Annotated in this window: 12 protein-coding genes; 11 read left to right on the top strand and 1 reads right to left on the bottom strand. The window is 59.2% G+C overall.

Annotated features, from left to right (window positions below; genetic code table 11):
• Window positions 1–19: 19 nt before the first annotated feature.
• The 5 genes from HZB60_12615 to HZB60_12595 all read left to right on the top strand — a co-directional run bounded on the left by HZB60_12615 (window position 20) and on the right by HZB60_12595 (window position 8,237).
• Entirely contained in the window at window positions 20–1,348 is a 1,329-nt protein-coding gene (locus tag HZB60_12615; protein ID MBI5060608.1) for a T9SS type A sorting domain-containing protein, read from the top strand.
• Window positions 1,349–1,690: 342 nt separating this feature from the next.
• Window positions 1,691–1,969: an RNA-binding protein gene (locus HZB60_12610; GenBank protein MBI5060607.1), complete on the top strand. Its 279-nt coding sequence runs from the start codon at window positions 1,691–1,693 to the stop codon at window positions 1,967–1,969.
• Window positions 1,970–2,379: 410 nt separating this feature from the next.
• Complete coding sequence (locus tag HZB60_12605; GenBank protein ID MBI5060606.1) at window positions 2,380–3,393, top strand: T9SS type A sorting domain-containing protein; 1,014 nt, start codon at window positions 2,380–2,382, stop codon at window positions 3,391–3,393.
• Between the two features lie 354 nt (window positions 3,394–3,747).
• The gene (locus HZB60_12600) at window positions 3,748–6,321 is read left to right on the top strand and encodes a right-handed parallel beta-helix repeat-containing protein (GenBank protein ID MBI5060605.1); all 2,574 of its coding nucleotides are present in this window, start codon (window positions 3,748–3,750) and stop codon (window positions 6,319–6,321) included.
• A 473-nt stretch (window positions 6,322–6,794) separates the two neighbouring features.
• Window positions 6,795–8,237 carry a T9SS type A sorting domain-containing protein gene (locus tag HZB60_12595; GenBank protein MBI5060604.1) on the top strand — a complete coding sequence of 481 codons (1,443 nt, stop codon included), beginning with the start codon at window positions 6,795–6,797 and terminating at the stop codon, window positions 8,235–8,237.
• 101 nt (window positions 8,238–8,338) lie between these two features.
• Here HZB60_12595 and HZB60_12590 read toward each other — a convergent pair whose 3' ends face one another.
• Window positions 8,339–10,663 carry a sodium-translocating pyrophosphatase gene (locus tag HZB60_12590; GenBank protein ID MBI5060603.1) on the bottom strand — a complete coding sequence of 775 codons (2,325 nt, stop codon included), beginning with the start codon at window positions 10,661–10,663 and terminating at the stop codon, window positions 8,339–8,341.
• 1,068 nt (window positions 10,664–11,731) lie between these two features.
• On the opposite strand from HZB60_12590, the gene HZB60_12585 reads away from it, so the two are divergent.
• From HZB60_12585 to HZB60_12560, 6 genes are all read left to right on the top strand, one after another.
• Window positions 11,732–13,432 carry a T9SS type A sorting domain-containing protein gene (locus HZB60_12585; GenBank protein MBI5060602.1) on the top strand — a complete coding sequence of 567 codons (1,701 nt, stop codon included), beginning with the start codon at window positions 11,732–11,734 and terminating at the stop codon, window positions 13,430–13,432.
• Window positions 13,433–13,452: 20 nt separating this feature from the next.
• Window positions 13,453–15,273: a T9SS type A sorting domain-containing protein gene (locus tag HZB60_12580; GenBank protein ID MBI5060601.1), complete on the top strand. Its 1,821-nt coding sequence runs from the start codon at window positions 13,453–13,455 to the stop codon at window positions 15,271–15,273.
• Between the two features lie 117 nt (window positions 15,274–15,390).
• Complete coding sequence (locus HZB60_12575) at window positions 15,391–17,187, top strand: T9SS type A sorting domain-containing protein (GenBank protein MBI5060600.1); 1,797 nt, start codon at window positions 15,391–15,393, stop codon at window positions 17,185–17,187.
• A 72-nt stretch (window positions 17,188–17,259) separates the two neighbouring features.
• Window positions 17,260–20,157 carry a T9SS type A sorting domain-containing protein gene (locus HZB60_12570; GenBank protein ID MBI5060599.1) on the top strand — a complete coding sequence of 966 codons (2,898 nt, stop codon included), beginning with the start codon at window positions 17,260–17,262 and terminating at the stop codon, window positions 20,155–20,157.
• Window positions 20,158–20,160: 3 nt separating this feature from the next.
• Window positions 20,161–20,817 (top strand): ATP-binding cassette domain-containing protein, encoded by a 657-nt coding sequence (locus HZB60_12565; protein MBI5060598.1) that lies wholly within the window; start codon window positions 20,161–20,163, stop codon window positions 20,815–20,817.
• Complete coding sequence (locus tag HZB60_12560) at window positions 20,814–21,659, top strand: hypothetical protein (protein MBI5060597.1); 846 nt, start codon at window positions 20,814–20,816, stop codon at window positions 21,657–21,659. The genes HZB60_12565 and HZB60_12560 overlap by 4 nt, the downstream gene beginning before the upstream one ends.
• The last annotated feature ends 3 nt before the right edge of the window (window positions 21,660–21,662 follow it).

Raw genomic sequence — 21,662 nt, 5'->3', positions numbered from 1 at the left:
TCTTCGTTTCGGAGACAGCATGCGACGCTTCGGACTCGGTCATATCTGCCTGCTCTTCGCGGGTCTAACGATCGGCGCCTATGCCGATCCCGGCGACACCACGGTTGTCCCGACCTTTGTGGAGGAATACCAGAACTGGGCGGACGCTCACGTCGGCACCTTCGCCTTTCCCTCGCTCGAGTTGGAGTTCAATCAGGCCTGGCTGCATATCGAACTCGGCTGCCCGTCGGCGCCGGGTGATTGCGACCCGTGGGACCGCACGGCAAATCTCAGCGTTCGCCGTCCCCGCGGCGATGAGACGGAGCATATCGAGCTCGCGCGCTACATTACTCCCTACGACATTACCGGCGGCAATCGGCCGGGCACTTGCGGCTGGGATTATGAGATGCTCGAGTACCTCCCGCTGCTCCACGACAGCGTTACTCTGTCGAGCTACATCGAGAGCTACATCGGCGGCAACATGGGCTGGCTGGTGACGGCGACCTTCTATTTTGTCGAGGGTGACTTGCCGATGCGCCCCTATCAGGTCGAGAATGCCTGGGCGGTCGGCTACCTCGGGATCGGCAATCCCGCGGATCCGCCCGAAAGTCGTCTTCCGGCGGCGGCGATCCAGACTCATGAGTACACGACGGCGGTCACCGTGCGGGTGGTAACGACCGGTCACGGTCAGGGGAACACGATGAATGCCGCTGAGTTCTCCCGCCTCGCGCACGGGGTGTGGGTTAACGATCAGTATTTTGAGCACATGCTTTGGCGCGCCGACTGCAATTCCAACCCGTGCAGTCCGCAGGGCGGAACCTGGCAATTCGCGCGCGCGGGTTGGTGTCCCGGTTCCAAGGTCTCGCCCTGGGACAATTCCGGTATCGCGTTCACCTCGGGTACGCCGTTGCAGATTCAATATGTGATCGAGGACTATGAGAACTTCTGTCGTCCCGACAATCCGGATTGCGTGAGTGGTCAAACCTGCACCGACTGCAACTACAACTCAACGGGTCACACCGCACCCAACTACAACACGGTCGGCCAGGTCATGCTCTGGCGCGCGTCCGGCACCGGTGCCGCGCCGCGCGCGTTGCCCGCGCCCGCGGCCTTCCGGCTCGATCAGAATTATCCGAATCCGTTCAATGCTTCGACCACGCTGCGTTTCAATCTGCCCGGGGAGGGCTGGACTCGCCTGCTGATTTACGATCTAACCGGTCGGCTGGTCGCGGTTCCCATGGATCAGCGGCTCAGCGCGGGCGAGCATGGCGTCAGCGTCGATGCGTCGGCACTGGCTAACGGGTTATACATCTATCGGATAGAGTTTGGTGGGAAGTCCCTTTCGCGGAAGCTCATCGTTCTGAAATGAGGCACGGTGGCTGCGGAGGCATGCCATTCGGCCGTGCCTCGACACCCCCGTCCGAACCCGCTTTCGTCCGGGATTCCCGACCCCGCGGCAGCACCGTAAATCTTTGCAATGCAAAGAGAAGCGAGATTTTTTTGCATCTTGTCGGATTCATAGGATTTTCAGTGCTTTGTACGTATATTTGACTACTCGGAATATTCGCAACTCTATGCGACACTTACGTCCGGGGACATTCGCAGGCCTGTGTCACGGGAGGATTTCGGTTGGATTCCTTTTCGGCTTGGCGAGCAAAAGTAGGTGACAGAACAGGGGTGCGTCCCCAAGCTGGTGAAGGGTTGGAAGATGTTGAACATTTATGTCGGTAACCTCGCGTATGGTTTGACCGAAGATGAACTGCGTGGCGCCTTTGAGCAGTACGGTGCCGTGGACAAGGTCAGCCTGATCATCGACAAGATGACCGGCCGCTCGCGCGGTTTCGGGTTCGTCGAGATGACAAACGAAGACGAAGCGCGCAATGCGATCGCCAGTCTGCATGACGTCGATCTGAAGGGTCGCAAGCTCTTGGTTCGCGAAGCCGAGCCCCGCGCCCCGCGCGGCGAGCGTCGCGAACGTTCGCGCTGGTAAGCAATCTTTCGCCGAGCGGGGACGGTGTCCCCGCCGGGACGTAAAGCCGAATCATAGGGGCAGATGGCATCGCCCGCTATGATGCGCACACGGAAGTATTGAAACGGGCGATCCCTCGGGGTCGCCCGCTCTGCTCTCCCCCCCGTTCACGGGGGGGGCCTCGGTGCCTTCGCCGAGCCGGGCGTCCTCGCCCGGCCGGAATCCGGCTCATCCTTCGGCTACAGCGTCCGAGAACTGGTGGGCACCGCCGTGCCTCCGATCCTGAATGGTTGCGAACGCCGCGAATAGTGATTCACGATGTTCAATCGCACGTAACTCGGCCATCAGCCATGTCTCAGGTTTGCTTGCAGATCCGGAGTCCGTGTGCTACATTTGCGTATGCTCGGTCTTAGAATCAACCGGAGAAAGTCATGAGCACTTGTCGCATGTTATGTCTAATAGGGGCGGTGGTGATCTATCTGATGCCGGCATTGGCTCAGATCACGATTCACGTTGCCGACCTGGCGCCGATCGGGACTCAAGCCGAATACCATGTACAGGATACCGCGTCGTTCTCGGTCGGCTCCTCCGGCGCGAATCGAGTTTGGACCTTCGAGGACTACGATTGGGACCAGGTGGGTACGGTCACGTCGATGGCACCCGAACAGACGCCCTACGGCTACCTCTTTCCGGATGCCAACGCGGCAATCCAGTTCGGGGAAATGTACATCTACAATGAGCAGCTTCCGGTCGGAGTCTATCGGATTGGAGTTGCCAGTGCGACCGACACCGCGATCTATTCTCAATACCCGGTCGAACTCGTGCTCCCGTTGACATATCAGGCCAGTTGGACGTCGGTAGCGCGCTGGGCGGACTATGCTCCGGGGTGGCAGCGCATGGATTCCACGCAGTTCACGATTGATGGATGGGGAACGCTCGAAACACCGTACTTCTCGGGCCCCGTATTGAGGAAGTTCATGCACCGCTGGTCCACGTTTGGACAGATTGGCCAACCACCGCAATGGTCGGCTGAAAATGTCGGTTATCACTGGGTCTCACAGACCGGGTTTCCCATGGCTGAGGTATGGTCACGCGACGGCGTGCTCGATCCGAACTTCACGCAGGGATTGCTCGGAATGTCCTCGATCATAACTGCCGCCGATCCGCCTCGCGGTCCGGTCGCGCGCACCTTTGCCGTACGCCAGAACTACCCGAATCCCTTCAATCCCGAGACGCGGATTCCGGTCGATCTGGAGCGCGCGGGATTGACGCAGCTGAAGATCTACGATCAGCTCGGCCGGCTAACCTACTCCCGGGAGATCGAACTGCCCGCCGGTTCGAACGAATTGATCATCAACAGCTCGTCGTGGTCCGCCGGCTCCTACTATGCCCGCGTATCGCGGGGGTCCGACGTGAACACGATCCGCATGAGCCTGCTCAAGTAGCAGTCGTCGGTCTCCGTTGTCCCCAGCCCACTCTGTGGCGGGACCAGGGGCCTATCCTGAGATAAGGGTGGTAATCGTGCTTGCCCGCCGGGCCGGGTAAAGTCATCGCAACCCGGCCGGAAACAGTAACCGCGGCGATTCTACAAGCGGGCGACCCATCCGGGCCGCCCGTGTTCGATCTCGGCTCTCCCCCAAAATCTTCGATTCGGGGGGACCAAGGGGGGGTCCGCCTTTCAGGTTTCAAGTTTCACGTTTCGAGTTTGTCTCTCCCCCTCTCTTGACTTTCAGCCATTCCCGCGCTAACTTGAGCAATCAAGGTGTCCGTCGCGTCCATTCCAACCCTGCGAACCGATCATGAAGCACTTCATAATCTTATTCGTCTGCCTCTGCGCCAATATCGCCTCCGCCGTCACGGTCGATGGCTTCTGTTATCTCGAAGGTCAGCAGAGCCACGCGGGCACCAAAGTCAAGTTCATCAAGGTCAGCCCCTCCGCCGTCACGGACTCGACCTTCACGCAGGCGAATGGGTTTTTTGCGAAGAACGTGGTGCCGGGGATTTACCATGTGGCTTATGTCCACGACCCGTATCGCAGCGACAGCCTGTACAGTCAATTGTATATCATGGACGCAACGCTGGCCAGCCACACATTGATTCGCCCCCTTTCAGGATCAATCAGCGGAAGCATTGGACCAGGCTACTATAGCGTGATTGGAAACGTGGTGGTCGGTCCGTATAGTTCTGTTTCGATCGCAGCGGGAACCATCATAGATTTTGACAGCGCCTTTGTCTTTGATGTCTATGGCTTCTTGCACGCGTACGGAACAGTGTCCGATTCTGTCCACTTCACTTGTGACCTGGGATTGAATCTGAACCGATGGCGCGGGATTAGACTACTTTCCGACAGCAACCAGAGTCATTTCGACTATTGCGTGTTTGAAAATGCTCTGCGTACCGATAGTGGAGGTGCAGTCTATATCCGAAACAACCCCCCAACATTCACTGACTGCAGCTTTCGCAATAACACGATGTCGGGAGTCAGTTATTTCACTGTAGGGTCAGCCGTATACGGACGCCACTGTTCACCTACATTTGTACGTTGCATGTTTGCGGCCAACACTGGGCCATATTCAGGCGCTGCGGCGGTATACTTCGTAGGTGGCGCTTCGGCGTTTTTCGATTCATGCACAATCTCAAATGGGTCCGGGGGCGGGGTAAGTATGAGCGGCGCATCAGTCGGCTCGTTCGCGGGGAGCCAGTTCATTGATAACACCGGTGCCGCAGTCTCGTTTGATGGAGCTGACTTCTTCATGTATGATTGCGTCGCCTCGCACAATGGCGGGGGTGTAACAGCCAGCAGCCTGAGTATCGACGTTCAGCGTCTATCATGCACGTCGAATCAGGGCACCGGATTGACAATCTGGGGCGCGTCCGGTCAAGTTGTAGACTGCGATTTCTCATCAAATTCCGGCAGTGGTATTCGATGCGGAGGTGTCGGGCTGACCGCTGAGTTCTCACGGTGCCGGATCTCCGGAAATAGAGGCACGAATAGTGATGGCGGAGGCATTTGGTGTTATGAAGGCTCTCCATGCTTCCGTGACTGCCACATTGACAGCAACAAGACGTTGTCCAGTTATTCTGGAGACGGCGGAAAGGGAGGGGGCTTGTACTGCGCGGATGGCGCTACACCGAAGTTTGACCAATGCACATTTTTGCGGGACTCAGCCAACGGGTTCAACAATTCGGGTTCGGGAGGAGGAGCCTACAGTAAGGACTCCCGGCCTTCACTTACGAACTGCACAATAGCCAACTGCTATTCAAACAATGCAGGACATTCCATTTACACAGAGACTACAACCTATGTGAACAGTCCGAGTTTCATCGCAAATTCTTGCACACTTTTCGGTCACGGAGTTGACGCAATCTACTTCATTTCAGGCTCCACCTGCCAGATAGCGTACTGCGACTTCTACGGTAACGACTCGCCATTTCGGCCTCGATTTGGCCCATCGGATATGCCTCCCGCCATCGGCCTAAAACTCGTCACCAATGCCAACGGCGACAGTGCCGACATCTACGAGAACATCTTCGAAGACCCCATGTTCGCCGATACATCAAACGGCGACTACTCGCTGCTGCCCGGTTCGCCCTGCATTGACGCGGGTGATCCTGAATTGCCGCGCGATCCGGACTCGACCATCGCGGATATCGGCGCGTCGTTCTTTATGCAGGACCTGAGCGTGTGGCCGGGAGCGCTCGCCTTCGGCAGCATTCCCGTCTTGAACAGCGATACGCTCACCGCCACGCTCCGCAACATGACCAGCGAGAGTATCATGGTGTTCGGTTTCTATTCCAGTGACTCGGCGGCGTTCATCGCCTACGGCAGCGACAGCGGAAACGTGATTGCGCCCCACGACAGCCTGCAAGTCCACGTCGTCTTCACGCCGACCGCGCCCGGCGGTTACGCGGCGACACTGGTGATTGCCTCGGATGCCCCGATCAACAATGTGCTGACCGTCGCGCTCTCCGGTGAGGGCGGCATCACGCCTCCGGCGGTCGATGATGTCGTGCTGCAAGTCATGGGCAACGACGCGCACGTGTGCTGGTCGGTCGTGGATTCGTCGGAGTATGGTAGCCCGATCAGCGTGGACGCGTATCTTGTCTATTTCTCCGAGCAGTTCGTCGGCCCCTTCTACTTTCTCGGCCTGACCACCGATACCTGTTACGTGCACGCGTACGCCGCTCAATTTGCCAGCGCCATGCACTATCAGGTGAGCGCGTTCATCGGCAATATTGGAGCAGTGCAGCAGATCGTCGCCGAGCACGACGGCACGATCACCCGCGACGAACTGCGAACGGAACTCGCCTCCGGTCTCTGGCGCTTTCCGCCCGAAGCGCGCGCCGTCATCGCCCGTCGATTGAGCAGATAAGCTCGTCATTTTGATCGCGGCGGCACATCTCTTGAGTATTGATGTGCCCCGCTCGGTTTCCAGTTACCGATTCATAGTCTCTCTTTTCGGAACGCACAGCGGGCGACCCATCCGGGCCGCCTGTGCTCGTTCTCGGCTATCCCCCCAAATCTTCGATTTGGGGGGACCAAGGGGGGGTTGAGTTTCTCCTCGCCGAGTTACGAGTCCGCAGATTCCACGGGCTCGGCTGTCTTTGAAAGACCTCGCGCACTTGACAATCTTGAAACGATGTCGTATTGTATCTCTGTAATATGCCTACCATTGCGGACAAGATCTGTCCGCCTTCGCATGATCTTCCGGCAGTCTAATCTTATCAGGAGGTTAGCATGAGAGCAAATGCTTTGCGGCAGGGGAGGACGACAGCCGTAGTTTTGGGACTTGTGTACTTCCATTTCGCCGGTACCACGCTTGCAGTTTCCTGGACCAAGTAGAAGATGCGACTCAACAGTAGCATCTCAGGGTTCTGCCTGTCGTTGCTGTTCTGCGTGGCCTCCGCACACGGCCAACCCGCAATTGACACTCTGTGGACCCGCCACTACGGCTCCGAATTACGGGATTTTCCGGGCGCTCTTGTCCGCCTCTCCGATGGCAGCTTCTTGATGGTCGGATCCGTCGAGAACAACCTCGGCCATGCGGACAGTGACATGCGAATCATTCGTGCCGATTCATCTGGAACCCTGCTCTGGATGCGGCAACTCGGTGACCGATCCAGAGTGGAATCGCTTTCGGAAATTGCGCTCACGCAATCGGGGCGGGCCGTCGCCTGGGGCGGCTCGACGGATCTTGCTTTTCAAGACCCGCTGGCATTTCTCACCGTCGTCAGTGATTTCGGTGACACGCTGCAAACTGCTTACTTTCCCACCACAATCGTGGTCAAGCGGATTCTACCACTGTCGTCGGGAGGTCTCGTATTGGCGGGATCATCACTTGCCAACTACGACTCCACTGGCTATGACTTTGCCCTTGAGTTTGTTGATTCTGCGTTTTCGATCGTTCGCCAGAGGGTTTTCGGCGGTGCTTTCGATGAAGACCTGCACGATGCAATTTCGCTGCGTGATCACGGACTTCTGCTGGTTGGTTCGGGGATGTCTTTCACCCCTGAGCACAACGGATCGTGGATAATCCGGTGCGAAGAGAACGGAGATTCGCTGTGGTCGCGGGTACTGGGTCGGCCTGAGGTTGGTGGGGCGATCAATGCCGCGATCGAGACACCAAATCATCAATTCAGTCTTGCCGGGGAAGCCCTCTGCTACTACAGTTCAGGCTGGCTGAACCGAATTGCCTCCAACGGCGACACGCTTTGGTCACGCTGCACCTATGTTGGCTTCATTCCCACCGATGCAATCGCTACCGCCGACAACGGAATGATCATGGTTGGCTGGCGCGGCGGTCCCACACAGGGACTGGTCGTCATGCAAACGAATGCGAACGGTGACTCCGTCTGGTCACATTTCTATCAGGACCTTGGTGGTCTCGACGCGCGCATGGTGCCACTGCCCGATGGTGGCTTCGCTGTCCTGACATCGAGCTACTCCGACGCGGCTTGGATTGACTTTCATCTGATGCGTTTCACCGTCGGCAATTCAGCGGCGGAGCAGTCCCCCTCTGTGTCTCACAAGTTCGATTTGCTGCCGAGCTATCCCAACCCGTTCAACTCCGGCACGGTTATCGAGTACATAACCGAGACAGACGGCGACGTTCTGCTCGAGGTCTTCGATCTCACCGGTCGCCATCTGCGCACGCTGGTGAACGACCGGCAACCCGGCGGTGCCCATCGCGTCATGTTCTCTGCCCCGGATCTCCCGTCCGGCGTCTATTTCTATCGCCTGCAAGCCAACCAGCAAGTCAAATCCCGCAAATTGCTGCTCATCAGGTAGCGAAGAGACCTCCTTCGGAACGCACAGCGGGCGACCCATCCGGATCGCCCGCTGTTTCTTATTCCCCCGTTCACCGGAAGGCAGGGGGGCGTCTCGGTCTCTCAGTGTCTTTGCACCGCCTGCGATTCTTCGCCACCGGTTGCCAGACCACCGCGCTTTGAGAACATGATTGCGCCCGTGAGTACCAACAGCGCGACCACCGTGGCCACATAGCCACCGGTCTCGCCGTGCATCGTGACCGTACTCGGTGCAATCAGAATCGCGACGAGGTTCATCACCTTGATCATCGGATTCAGCGCCGGACCCGCGGTATCCTTGAGCGGATCGCCGACCGTATCGCCGATCACGCCGGCCTTGTGCGCTTCGCTGCCCTTGCCGCCGAGATAACCGTCTTCGATCTTCTTCTTCGCGTTATCCCACGCGCCGCCGGCATTGCTCATGAACACCGCCATGAGCTGTCCCACCAGAATACAACCCGCAAGGAACCCGCCCAGCGCGTACGCTCCCAGCCAGAAGCCCACCAGAATCGGCGCAAAGATCGCGAGTAATCCGGGTCCCAGCAATTCCTTCTGCGCTGCTGCCGTCGCAATCGCCACGCACTTCGCATATTCCGGCTTGCCCTTCTCGCCGACGCCGGTATATTCCCAGATGCCCGGAATCGTCTTGAACTGCCGCCGCACTTCTTCTACCAGCAGCACCGCCGCCCGCGATACCGCGCGAATCGCAAAGCTGGAGAATAAGAATGGAATCGCGCCGCCGATCATCAAACCAATGAAGATATTCGGCAGGTTGACCTGAATTCCCGTGACCAGAATCGCCGGATCTTTCACCGCGACTGTATCGATAAACGAACGATACAAGGCCACCGCCGCGATCACGGCTGTCGCAATCGCAAAGCCCTTCGTCAGCGCCTTCGTGGTGTTGCCGACCATGTCGAGCCGGGCCACGATATTATGCGCGGCCTTGTTCTCGCTGCCATCCGCGTTTTTCAGCGCGCCGGACATCTCGAACACGCCGTTCGCATTATCCGAAATCGGACCGAACGTGTCTTCCGCGAGCACGTAGCCTGTCGTTGCCAGGAGTCCCAGACCCGCGAGGGCAATCGCGTAGGCCGCCATCGCCGGATCATGGAACAACGCATAGGCCGCGAAGATCGTCGCCGCGATGGAAACGATCGCCCACACCGATGATTCAAGACCTTCCGACAGACCGGACAGGATCAACGTGGCCGGACCCGTCTTTGCCGCCGTGGCAATTTCCGTCACGGGCTTCTTCTCGGCGGCCGTAAAGTACTCTGTCAGCTTGCCGATCACGACGGTCAAGATGATCCCGAAAAACGTCGCCAGAAACGCATAGAACCAGAAGTCGCCCACAATCGCCGCGAGCGTGACGTCAGCGCCCGCCGGAATTGCCGGCAGCCCCGAGCCAAACGTCCACTTCGCGACGCCGAGGAAACCCAGCGCGGCGATGCCCGTCGAGACGTAAGCGCCGAAATTGATCGGCTGCATCGGATTCATATTCGGATCATCCTTGCCCTTCACGGCGAGGATTCCGATAATCGACGCGACCACGCCCACCGCGCGCACGAGCAGCGCGTAGATCACGAGCTTCAGCGTGAACACGCCCGTAAATGAACCGGCCGCCGTCAGCGCACCGAAGCCGTTGGCCTGCAGCGTGCTGCCCACCGCCGCCGCCAGAATAATCGCCGCGACCAGTGTCACTTCATAAGACTCGAACACGTCCGCGGCCATCCCGGCGCAGTCGCCGACGTTATCACCGACGTTATCCGCGATCGTCGCGGCGTTGCGCGGATCATCTTCCGGAATTCCTGCTTCCACCTTGCCCACGAGGTCCGCGCCGACGTCAGCCGCCTTGGTGAAAATCCCGCCGCCGACGCGCATAAACAATGCTGCCAGCGAGCCGCCGAAGCCGAAGCCAACCAGCACGAACATCGCGTTTTCCTGAAACACCATGAACGTGATCGTCGCGCCTAAGAGACCCAGTCCGACGGTGAACATGCCCGACACCGCGCCCGCCTGGAACGCGATTTCCAGCGCATTTTTGAAACTCGAAAGCGCCGCATTGGCCACGCGCATGTTCGCTCGTACGGCGACGCCCATCCCCACATAACCGGCCATGTACGATGCCGCCACACCCAATAGGAAGGCCACGGCCACGCCCAGTCCGAGCATCGTCTCCTGACCGGGCAGCAGTTCCGCGTACTGGTTCTGGTAGAGGAAGAACAGGCCGATGCCGATAATGACGACCAGCGGAATCATCGTCTTCACCTGTCGGGCCAAATAGGCCATCGCGCCCTCTTCGATGGCTTTGGACACTCCGCGCATTCGTTCACTGCCGGGGTCGTGCGCCATCGTCTTCCGCCACCAGTAGGCGCCGAACGCGAGCGCGAGAAACGCTCCGCCCATCACAATATAGAGCGGTAACCACGCGTCTTCGCCGAACGGCAGCTGGATCGCCTCGCCGCCGTGACCGCCGCCATTGTGTGCGGGCGGCGGCGTACTCGCCTGCGTGCTGGTGCCGTAATTGTAGCCGCCTCCGGTCTGCGCGAGCAGTGTCGGACCGAACGCGGCGAAGCCTGCCAGTGCCAGCGTCAGCACGCCCAGCAGCCACGTCCGCTTTCTCTTGGTCTTGGAGTTTCGAGTCTTGACCTTGGATGTCATAGGTTGGTTGGGGCCTTTTCGTGTGTTAAATGTTTTCGCTTAGAATCATTATTGATATCGCCCTGCATCCTGTTCGATGTGCGCGGGGCGGAACCCGCGCTTCTCGCTATCTGCACAGTCAACCCTATACTTTCTGCACGCCACCGCGCATCCCCTGCGCGCGGCCTTCCAGTACTCGATGCGCACAAAGACATAAATATATACCTATAATACACTTGCTTGGTGAATCTACCCCGATGGATCATGGCCCGTATCGTGCGTAGTCAACGCGTACTGGCCAAAGCACTCGGTCCCTTCCCCGCACCGAGTCTTCTCCCGAGCCGGCCGGCGCGGATAACGGCTTCCGTAACCCGGCCGCGATCGGGCATTCAGCGCGCATCCCGCCTTGACTTTGACAACGGAAAGTGGGATAATGCAATAGCAGATCGTATCCCGCTCAAATCATATCAAATCGAATGGTGCCAAGTCAATTAAAACTACAAATATAGCATTCCGGCTCATTCAGGGCAAGAGAATAAACTCACAAACTTCAAAAACTCGTGGCGTAGTTCGGCAAACCTTGAGGTCTCCACGATGAAGCCTAAGCTATTATTTTTAGTCATTTTGGGCGCATGTTCGGCGCTGTCGGCACGGGCCAACGAACCAACCCGGTCAGCACAATTGTCAGCCCGCATTGCTCCCATCGATTCCCCTCCCCCTGCTATAGCATCGCCCGTCCTCACCCGGCACTCTTCCCTCGACGAACCGCTCGGCGACGTCTTCATTGCGGGGACGACGTGGTATGATCTGCAGCACAACGGCTCGTGCGGGAGGATGATCGCGGTCGACCCGGCGGGTGACGCGCATGTCGTGTGGATGAACGGCCTCGCCGCAAACCAGTTTCCACGCCATGTCTACTACAATGTCTGGCGACGCAACGCGCAGCAGTTCGAGTTTGTCGGCGGACAGATGGTCGACTGGTTCTCTCGCGCAGGATTCTGCAACATCGCGCTGGACCGCGGATTATGTCCTTATGTCGCACTGCACGAGGTTCGTCCCGGGGCAAGCGGTACAGTCGTAACGGTTTACCCATGCGCGGGCCAGCCATTCGCGTGCGATATCGCATGTGTGCCCTCGGTTTGCGAGACTGATCCCGACTACTTTGACAACCTCTGGCCAAAATTCGCGATCAGCTCGGACAATGCTGTTCACCTTGTGACCCTTGGATCCGGTTGGGACGAATTGCTACTGGTGTATTACCGAGGGGTCCGTCCGTCGGAACTGGACACCATTGTCTGGCAGCCTGTCGACGGTGACCTCAGGTATCGCGTATTGGGCAACACGCCTGTGATCGCACATGATGTTGTCGCCTCCCGTAGGAGTGGTCGTGTCACGATCGGATGGCTACCATGCCCGTCCCGGATGGATGAATGCTATCAGTGGCGGAATGATGTCATCCTGAAGGAGTCATCGGACAATGGTCTGACCTGGTCCGACACTATCAACATCACGCTCTTCGTCTCCGGCGACACGTCTTGCCTTAACGCCACCCACGACACGTTGGTCTGCAATCGCGATTCGATGCGCGCCTACACCGATCTTAGCTTGCTCTTTGACCAAAGCGATGTTCTTCACGCGGCCTTCACGACTCGTGCCTACTACGATTTCTACCCGGGAATGATCGGCCCGTTCACTTGGATCAATCGTTCTCTGCTCTGGCACTGGAGCGAAGCCACCGGACAATTCAGCCTGATCGCCAACGGCTGGTGGCCGTGGCCCGAAGAACTCATGGACGTTGGCGCGTGGCAGCTCTATGTCCAGCGACCGAGCCTCGCCGTGGACGAGAGCAACGGCTATCTCTACTGCGCCTACATGCAGTACGACACAAACTGCTACTCGGACCAGTTCTTCCCCATGGCCGACGTGTGGATCAGCGTTTCCACGGACGGCGGCTCGCGCTGGAGTGTCGGCACGAACGTGACGCGCACCTGTCCGGGAGAACTCGTTCCACCTCCCGGCAGCATGAACGAGCGCGAACCGACCCTCGCCGAAACCGTCACCGACGGTGTGCTGCATCTGACGTACGTGCTCGATCATGACGCGGGCGCTGTTCTGTACAGTGAGGGCGTCGCCACGTTGAATGAGTTCATCTACCAGCGCATCCCTGTGGATTCGATTCCCACGACGCCGCTGATGCCGCAGTATCCGCTGCACTGGGACTCGACGGGGTTCTATGCAGCAGCGGCGCAGGAGCGAGCCATGCCATCGCCACGGGAGTTTGCACTGACCGCAGTTTACCCAAATCCTTTCAATGGCACGGCCACGATCAAGTTTGAGCTTCCCCGCGCACAGCAGGTGAGTCTCCGGATCTTCGACATCACAGGTCGAGCGGTTACAACCCTTCTGGATTCCCGCCTGACTGCCGGGGCACACGAGCTCCGCTGGTCGCCGCACGCTCAAGCCTCGGGGATATATTTTGCTCAGCTCCGGTCCGTGAACAAGACCCTAACCGCCAAACTGCTCTACATTCGGTAACCGCTAACCAGGACGGCACCATGAGCTACGAACGAATTATGGTAATCGGGATGTCAATCCTGGCCTGCGCGGGAGCAGCAATCGGCCAGCCGATCGGTCAGACAAGTATTCCCGGCGGCACCTGGTGGGACAATCAGAGCTTTGGCACTCAACCCCGGGCAATTGCCGAAGACGAATACCGTAATAAGCACACGGCATGGTCCTATCGAGCCGATTCCGCGGGTTGGCCCACGCGGCACGTACTTTATAGCGGTTGGAACGAAGACCGTCAGGTCTGGGGACCGGGAAACGGCTTCGGCATCGACTATGCGTCGCACGCCGGACACGCTCAAGTCTGGTACACCGCTCCGTTCTGTCCCATCATCACCTACGACGGTGCGTACGGCCCCCATACCGTGTCAACCAATCTACTCTGCTTGGAAGTAACGGATGGGCCGGTGCCGCCGCGCCATTGGGATTTCGTTGAGGACGTGACCAATCCGCGATCGTGCGTTGACATGATCGGCAACCTTCATCTGTTCGCGACGACAACTCCTGATATCGAGACCATTTGGCTCTGGTATGCGCGTGGTCAAATCCTGCGAAATGCTCGGCACCAGGTCGTACGTGTAGATTGGGATGTTTATGCTGATAGTCTGGAGTATCAGGACTTCGGTCAAATCGATCAGCCGTGCTACGCGATGGCCGCGGCTCGACATGCTCCCCGCGTCGCCCGAGCCTGGCCGCGCCCCACGGGCAGTACACCATACCGCTACGGATTCGATCAGGATCTTGTCATTCAGATCAGCGAGGACGGCGGCGCTTCATGGTCGGATACCATCAATGTAACTTCATTCGTGCCGCCAGACACCGCGTGCAGTTCGGGACACTTCGCCGAGTGCAACCGCGATACGTTTCGCTTCTGGCGAGATATCTCACTGCTCTTTGATGAGCACGATCAGCTGCACATTTCGTTCGTCACCAGCCGATTGAGCTTCTGGGACAACGGCGAGTTCTCGTTGAACACGAACGGCTTGACGTCAATGATCTGGCACTGGTCGGAAGCGACCCATCAGGTCAGTTTCATGGTAAACGGCTGGAGCTTCTACTCCCGCGAGTTAGGTGACTACTGGGACCGTGTTGTTCAAAGACCATGTTTGTCAGTCGACGAATCGACCGGTCGTCTATACTGTCTGTACCAGACGTTCGACACGACGGCACAAAATGTAAACCACTATTGCAGTGCCGACCTCTTCTGTTCGGTCTCAACCGACGAAGGCGTGCGATGGAGTGTCGGGACCAACGTGACTCGAACGCATCCGGCGGGGAATCCTGTGCCCAACGGACAAAGCCTTTTGGAACGCGATCCGAGCGCGACGGAAGTGGTATCAAGCGGCTTGCTGCATGTGCAGTACGAACTGGATCACGAGGCGGGCGACGCTAATGAACAATCCTTGCCTCTGACGTGGAATGAGATCATCTACCAGCGCATTCCCGTGGATTCGATTCCCACGACTCCGCTGATGCCGCAGTATCCGCTGCACTGGGACTCGACGGGGTTTTATGCAGCGGCGCAGGAGCGAGCGCATCCAACGGCAGCTGAATTTGCTTTGGTTGCTCCCTATCCCAATCCCTTTAACTCGACGGCGACTATCGAGTATTCACTCGCATTACGCGCGAGCGTGCGGCTGGCGATCTACGACATTCTGGGCCGTGAGGTCGCCGTGCTGGTAGACGACGAGACGAATGCCGGATCGCACCGGCACACATGGGACGCGCGGGGCGTCGCCAGCGGCCTCTACTTCGTATCGCTGAGGTCGGGCGATCAGGCTCAGACACGGAAACTCATGCTGTTGAAATGATTCTGCGTCCCCCCGGTCCGCCGGGAGGAATCAAGGAGATCTTCTTCGGCTTACCGCATTTCTGCCTTTCCGAATTTCCAAATTTTCTTCTCGCCCTGCTCACCTTGCGGAGGTTCTATGAAACGGTTGCTCATCATTTTGTGCATTGCGGCGCCGAGCTACGCGCAGCCCATCGGCACGATTGACACCGCCGGCATCACCATCAACGACGTTCAGGCTTACGGCTCACCGGGCCGACGCATCGCGCTGGATGACAGCGGGTATGCGAGCGTCGTCTGGTATGGCACGCTCGCGAATTCACCGCGCCCGCTCTGGAACGTTTGGTCTCCGCTTTCGCAGGACTTCCTGTGGCCGAACGGCATGCCGATCCTCGAAGGGCGCGGCGGCGCACCGCAGGTCTGTGTGGACGATCACGGCCTTGCGTTGATCTCCTCGCACGAGCTAAATACGTCCTATGTGAATTCCACGGTCTGTCTCGACTATCTGCCGCATTTCGGCGCGTTCACGTGCACGGGCGTTGGGATTCCCGAAATTGATTTGTACAACACCCGGCTCGCGGTCCACCTGAGCACGGCGCACCTTCTGGCGATGGGGCAAACACACGATCCGGATCAACCGGCCACACTCCACTACACCCGGGGCACGATCGAAATTGATGAGCAGCACAGCGGAATAGGCGTGGACTGGGATCAGCCGCTTTCGATGGCCACGACGAGTTCGAACGGATATGCGCTTGCGGCGGCTCAGCGCCATCCCTGGGTCGCGGTCGCCTGGCACACCCCCGGTCCGCTAGACAGCACGCGCTTCAGCAGCATGTTCAACCAAGATATCCTCCTTGAGCGGAGCATTGATGCCGGTGGAACTTGGGGTGAGCCACTCAATATTACGCAATTCGCCGAGCCGGACACCGACTGTGCGTCGGGGGACACCCTGATTTGCTGCATCGACACCTTTCGCGCGTACGGCGATATCGACCTGCTCTATGACGGAAGCTGGTGGGATGCGCTGCACGTCTTGTTCACCACGGCGTCCTACTATGCGCTCTGGCCGGACGGAGAACCGACATCGTACATTAAGCGATCCACGATCTGGCATTGGGATGACCAACATGAGGAGTACAATCTGGTCGCCGACGGCTGGTGGCCGTTCACAGATCCGCTCATCTATGACGGTGTCAACCAGTTCAACGTGCAGCGGCCGTCGCTGGCCATCGATCCCGTCTTAGGATGGCTCTATTGTACGTACATGAAATACGACACCAACTGCACGTCGGAGCAGCTCTACCCGATGGCGGACATTTGGATTTCCATGTCCACGAATGGCGGTCGCAGTTGGTCTGTCGGGACCAATGTTACGAATACCTGTCCCGGGCAGAATGTCCGGGCTCCCGGCAGCATGAGTGAACGCGATCCGTCGTTAGCCGAGTACGTCACGGATGGTTTCCTGCACCTGACCTACGTGCTCGACCACGACGCCGGAAGCGCGTTCTCTAATGAAGGAGTGACCACCGACAACCCGGTTGTCTATCAGCGGATCTCAACCTTCGACATCGACCGCTTGCCGCTCATGCCGCAGTATCCTCTTCATATCGACTCCACCGGCTTTCCGTGGGTGCCCGATGACCACGCGGTTGAGCACGAGATCGTCCCCACGGAGTCTGAGTTGTCGGCGCCCTACCCGAATCCGTTCAACGCGAGCACGACGATCTCGTACGACCTCTCAACTCCCGCGCACGTGCGCCTCACGGTTCATGATCTGTTGGGTCGCGAGGTCGCGGTCCTGTATGATGGCGCGGCACCGGCAGGCAAACACCGGCTGATCTGGAACGCAGGCAACTTCTCCAGCGGCCTCTACTTCGTTTCGCTGCGATCCGGCGATCAGGCTCAGACACAGAAACTCATGCTGTTGAAGTAGCGGGGCTGCGCAACTCGCCGCTCTTGCATTTCAGCATTCGCTGCCGGCACGGTTCAACTTGCGGAGGACCCCATGCGTGGAACTTTCTTACTACTGCTTTGGATTTCGCTGTGTTCAATCGCCGTCGCCCAACCGTCCGAACGTTATCAGGCGGGGACGACGTGGTCACCGCTGCAATGGAGCAGTTCGGTCGGTCGAATGTTGGGCACCGGCCCTGTCGGCGATGTGCAGGTGGGCTGGACGAACGCGCTGACAGCGAGTCAGTCGCCACGACATGCCTACTGGAACTTCTGGGACCTCGGAATGCAGTCGTTCACAGCTCAATCCGGAGTCCAGATCAACGCCACATCGCGCGCGGGTTACTTGACGCTGGGGGTGGACACGGAAGGGTTCGGCTATCCGGCTTTTCACCAGTTGATCGGGCAGGGCAGCCCGCATACGGCGGTCGGCATCGACTTCCTTCCCGGCGCGGGCGCGTTTACGGCGATCGAAATTCCGCATCGCAGCGAGCAGGGGAATGACCTGAGTATCAGTTGGCCCAAGATCGCCGTCGCTCCCGATCGCACGCTGCACGTCGTCTCCTCGGAAGGATCACGTATCTTCTATTCGCGTGGGACGCCGGTTTTCGATGAATCCGGCTTCGGGATGGACATCGCCTGGGAACCTGCTCCCGGCGGCGGCGGATTTCTCCCGCTGGACAGCGTTTCCCGTCAATCCTGGGATATCGCATGCGGCAACGTCGCGCCGCTTCGCACCGCCATCGGTTACACCAAACCCACGCACTTCCCCGGCGTCGCGGATCACGAGTTGTCCAACGACGTATATCTGCGGATCTCCAATGACAGCGGCTTCACCTGGCAACCGCCGCTGAACATCACGCAGTTCGCGGCCCCGGATGTCGCGTGTTACGACGACTCCGATGACGGCATCTGTTGTACTCGCGACACCCTGCGCGCCTTCGGGGACTTGAGTATCCTGTTCGATGATGATGGCTACATTCACGTGGCCTTCACGACCGTTCGCTACTATCAGTGGAATTACGAGGGCTTCCCGCAGCCGAATGCCAATGCCGCGCAGATCTGGCATTGGAGTGAAGCGACCGGCGAGATTGGCTTGGTCGCTGAGGAATGGCTGCCCGACGTCCCGTACAATCTCGGCCCGCATCGGGCGATGGTGCACAAGCCCAGTCTCGCTCAAGATTCCGATAGTGGCGATCTCTATTGCTCATACCTAAGGTACGACACGACGCAGGTTTCCGACGCCGGCATGCTGAACGCGGACATCTGGATTGCCCGCTCCTCGAACGGCGGATCGCACTGGTCCATCAGCAACAACGTGACGCAAACGCTGGTGATTCCGGAAGCGCCCAACGGTGCCAATGCCAGCGAGCAGGATCCGTCGCTGGCCCTGCGCACGTCCTGGGGAAGACTCGTTCTCTTCTATCAGTTCTATCGGGGCAACATGTACGAGGGTGGCGAGTTAGGCTCGCAGTCGATCCTGTACATGCAGCGCGTTCATACCGATCTGCTACCGCCGAATCCGCTGCTGCCGCCGCGTCCGTTTCACGCCGAGATCGTGGATTGCAGCCCGCATGTCGCCGAGCATTTCCTGCCTATCGGCCTGCACGAGCTTCGTACGAACTATCCCGCCTGGGACGTCGTTCGGATCGGTGATCTCGATCGCGACGGCGATGCCGATCTTGTGGCGACGTCCTACGACGGCAATCTGATTGTGTGGTGGGAGAATGTGGACGGTGAATTCGCGCAGCGCTTGCTGTCCAGTCAGATCGCCACACCGAATACGCTCGAGCTGGCCGACCTCGATGCCAACGGCGGTCTGGATGTGGTCACCACCTCCTACCAAGGCGGCGATCTCGTCGCCTTCTGTAATGACGGGGCGGCCCAATTTACGGTCTGCAATCTGGTTGACGATCTGGTTCACCCGCTGCGGGTGACCTGCACGGACTGGCTGGCGGACGGTGATCTCGACATCGTCTGCTCCCTCGGCGATCACGCGCACATCCTGCTGCTGGAGCGACTCTCCGGTGGCGACTACAATGTGGCCGACCTGCTGAATCACGTGAGTTGGCAACCACAGACCATCAGCGGTCTCTTTGATGTTGATCAGCGCGGACTGAGTGAATGGCTGCTGGTATCGCCGGGTGAAGGGTTTATGTCGTTTCAGAGTAGCGCGATCGTTCCGATCGCACCCGTTCGCCGGCCGTTCGCCGACCATCTTGGATGGATCAGCGCGACCGCGACGGGCGATCTGGACAACGACGGTCGCGCGGATGTGATCGCGGCGTCGTCATCGCGAGGCCGCATCTCCTGGTGGCGCAACCGTGCCGCGGATACGAGCGGCAACGTGACGCTCGATTTCCACCAGATCACGCGCAACCTGCCGTGGGTGAGCGACATATCCGTCGTTGATTTGAACATGGACTCGTACCCGGACATTCTGGCCTGCGCGAGTGAAGGCTATGACGCGGCGTGGTTTGCCAACGATGGCCGCGGCCGGTTCACGCGCCACGACCTTGATCTCGGGCTGGACGGCTGGCACTCGATTCGCGCGGCCGACCTCGACGGCGATACGGATATTGACGTGATCGCGGCCGGGAGCGGCGGAATCCGCTGGATCGAGAACGGGGTGCGCGTGCATGGTCAACCCGCTCACCCGCTCACGACGGAGACCGCGGTGCCGCTGGTTAACCGCTTGAATCTCGCTCCCGCGTTTCCGAATCCGTTCAACTCGTCCACGGAAATCCGATTCTCGCTGCCGGAGCAAACGGATATCAAACTACGAGTGTTCGACATCCTGGGTCGGGAGCGCGCCGTGCTGATCGACGGCGCGCAGGCGGCCGGAGCACACGGCTTGCGGTTTGCTCCCGTCGGACTCGCGAGCGGCCTCTACTTCCTTTCGCTGGAGACGGCGCAACGGACGTTGGTCAACAAACTGTTATATCTCAAGTAATCTATGGCGTCTTCCGTCATCGAACTTTCCGGTGTGAACGTAAGATTCGGCCAGCGCCCGGTCCTGGTCGGGCTGAGTCTGGTGGTCGAAAAAGGTGAAATGGTGATTGTGGAGGGCGTGACGGGTTCGGGCAAGACCACGCTGATGCGCGTGTTGCTCGGCGCGCAGCCGCTGGCGGCGGGTTACGGCAAGGTCGCTGGAATTCAACTTGGCGGCGTCTCGCGGGTGGAACTGACATCGCTGCGGCGGCGGATCGGCATGGTGTTCCAGTTGCCGCGCTTTCTGGACCAGGAGACGGTGCTCACCAACGTTTCGCTGCCGCTTGCGATTGCCGGTGAGACCAGCGACAAGTGCCGCGGCGAGGGCACTCGCGCATTGCTCGATGCGGGTCTGGCAGCGGCGGGTCGCAAGCAAACTCAACAGCTTTCGGGCGGTGAACAGGCGCGTCTGCAGATTGCCCGCGCACTGATTCACCGCCCGTTGGTATTATTGGCGGACGAGCCGTTCGCGCATTTGGATCCGGAGTCGGCGGCGGAGGCCGAAGCGTTGCTGTCGGCCGCCCACGCTCGCGGCACCACCGTGCTCGTCACGACTCACCGGCAGACGAATCTGGCACAGATCGCGCGCCGGTTGCAGTTGGACGAAGGGCGGTTGAAATGAGCGAATTCCGGCTGGCGCTGAAACTCGGTTGGGGCACGTTGCGCTCGCGTCCCACGCTCACGCTGCTGGCGATTGCCTTGTTATCGCTGAGTACGGCGATGCTGGGCGGCATCGCGGGGACGGCGTTCCTGCTGGAGCGCTTGCAGAGTGAGTTTCTACGCGCACTGACCGTGGAGATTGAACTTGCCGATGGTTCGCGGACCGCGCAGGACCATGTGATGCGCGGAGTGGAGAGCTGGCCGGGTCTTGAATTTGTTCAATATGTGCCGCCTGACATCACGCTGGCCGAGATGCAGCGGGAGACTGGTGACGACTTGCTGGCGTTGTTCGGTTACAATCCGTTTCCGCCGATCGTGCGGGTGCGGTTTGGCGCGGCGACGCTGGATCTGCTGGACAGTCTGACGACATCGGCGAAGAGTTGGCCGGACGTCCGCGGCGTCTTCTATCCGCGGCGATTGTGGAGCGATCTGGGCCGGATGGTGCAGCGTCTGCGCGGCGAATTCGGGCCGTTGCTGGGTGTGCTCTCCCTGGTCGCGCTCGGTCTGGTGGGTCTGTGTCTGCGGGCCCAGATTCGTTATCGTGCGGCGACGTGGGAATTCTTGCAGCTGATCGGCCTCTCCGATCGCACGTTTGGATTGATTTTGCTGGTGCAGGAACTCGCGATCGGCGTTGCCGCCGGCAGCTCGGCGATTTTTCTGTTGAAGGTCTTGACCTGGTTCTATACGTGGCTGTTCCTGCGTTCAGTGGGGTTTCCGGTCTGGTTCTACCTGCTCTGCCTGATCACCGCGGTCTCCCTGAGCCTGATTGCCGGGCTGGTGAGTCCCCGCCGGTTTCGCGGTTAATCC

Source organism: candidate division KSB1 bacterium (assembly GCA_016214895.1).
Taxonomy (GTDB): Bacteria; Electryoneota; RPQS01; order RPQS01; family RPQS01; genus JACRMR01.
Note: the sequence above shows the minus strand (reverse complement) of the source record. Positions and strands in the feature narration are given on the sequence as shown.

What these genes read in the sequence shown, in the direction of transcription:
- HZB60_12615 (MBI5060608.1), top strand. Translation starts at nt 20, where the DNA reads ATGCGACGCTTCGGACTCGGTCATATCTGCCTGCTCTTCGCGGGTCTA.
- HZB60_12605 (MBI5060606.1), top strand. Translation starts at nt 2,380, where the DNA reads ATGAGCACTTGTCGCATGTTATGTCTAATAGGGGCGGTGGTGATCTAT.
- HZB60_12600 (MBI5060605.1), top strand. Translation starts at nt 3,748, where the DNA reads ATGAAGCACTTCATAATCTTATTCGTCTGCCTCTGCGCCAATATCGCC.
- HZB60_12595 (MBI5060604.1), top strand. Translation starts at nt 6,795, where the DNA reads ATGCGACTCAACAGTAGCATCTCAGGGTTCTGCCTGTCGTTGCTGTTC.
- HZB60_12590 (MBI5060603.1), bottom strand. Translation starts at nt 10,663, where the DNA reads ATGGGCGGAGCGTTTCTCGCGCTCGCGTTCGGCGCCTACTGGTGGCGG.
- HZB60_12585 (MBI5060602.1), top strand. Translation starts at nt 11,732, where the DNA reads ATGATCGCGGTCGACCCGGCGGGTGACGCGCATGTCGTGTGGATGAAC.
- HZB60_12580 (MBI5060601.1), top strand. Translation starts at nt 13,453, where the DNA reads ATGAGCTACGAACGAATTATGGTAATCGGGATGTCAATCCTGGCCTGC.
- HZB60_12575 (MBI5060600.1), top strand. Translation starts at nt 15,391, where the DNA reads ATGAAACGGTTGCTCATCATTTTGTGCATTGCGGCGCCGAGCTACGCG.
- HZB60_12570 (MBI5060599.1), top strand. Translation starts at nt 17,260, where the DNA reads ATGCGTGGAACTTTCTTACTACTGCTTTGGATTTCGCTGTGTTCAATC.
- HZB60_12565 (MBI5060598.1), top strand. Translation starts at nt 20,161, where the DNA reads ATGGCGTCTTCCGTCATCGAACTTTCCGGTGTGAACGTAAGATTCGGC.
- HZB60_12560 (MBI5060597.1), top strand. Translation starts at nt 20,814, where the DNA reads ATGAGCGAATTCCGGCTGGCGCTGAAACTCGGTTGGGGCACGTTGCGC.